Source organism: Xanthomonas sp. LMG 8993, from assembly GCF_009835065.2.
Lineage (GTDB): Bacteria > Pseudomonadota > Gammaproteobacteria > Xanthomonadales > Xanthomonadaceae > Xanthomonas > Xanthomonas arboricola.
The window spans coordinates 1-738 of the sequence record NZ_QVIF02000026.1; the positions used below are offsets into that span (position 1 = coordinate 1).

Annotated in this window: 1 protein-coding gene; it reads right to left on the minus strand. The window is 69.5% G+C overall.

Annotated elements, in window-relative coordinates; genetic code table 11:
* Positions 1–738: AMP-binding protein (locus DYQ94_RS20605; RefSeq protein ID WP_505414923.1), on the minus strand; the 738-nt coding region annotated here is incomplete at both ends.

Here is a 738-nt window from a genome sequence, read left to right on the forward strand (position 1 = left end):
GTAGCCGCGCGCCACGCCCGCACCGCCGATGTACAACTCGCCCGGCACCCCACGCGGCAACAACTGACCCGACGGCCCCAGCACGTAGAGCCGCGTATTGCTCATCGCTCGACCGATCGGCAGTGTGCCCTCGCCCGACAGCACTGCCTGGTCCAGCCGCTGCCATGTGCAGCCCACTACCGTCTCGGTCGGACCGTAGTGGTTCACCAGCCGCGCCTGCGGATACTTGGCCTGCAACGCACGCGCCAGCGACGCCGGGAACGCCTCGCCGCCGATCACGAACGCATGCGCGCCTGCACGTGGCGATGCGTCGGCCAGCTGCAGCAGCCCCTGCACGTGCGAGGGCGTCAGCCGCAGCAGCCATGCTCCGTCTGCCTGCTCCAGCCGCCGCGCCAGCGCCGGCAACTCCTCTCCCGCCGGCAGCAGCTCCACGCACCCGCCTACCAGCAGCGGCACGTACAACGACGGCACCGTCAGGTCGAACGCGTGCGAACTCGCCACCAGCGATCCATCCAGCGCCTGGTCGTAGTAACTCTCGCGCGCGAATGCGCAATAGTCGGCCAGCCCGGCATGGAACACCTCCACCCCCTTGGGTTCGCCGGTCGAGCCGGAGGTGTACAGCACGTAGGCAATCGCATCATCGGCCAGCCTCGTCTCCAGCGGCTGCGCGGGGTACTCGCCAAGCCAGTCCGGATCGGTGCCGGCGCCGTCCAGATACAGCATGTCCACCCCGCCCAG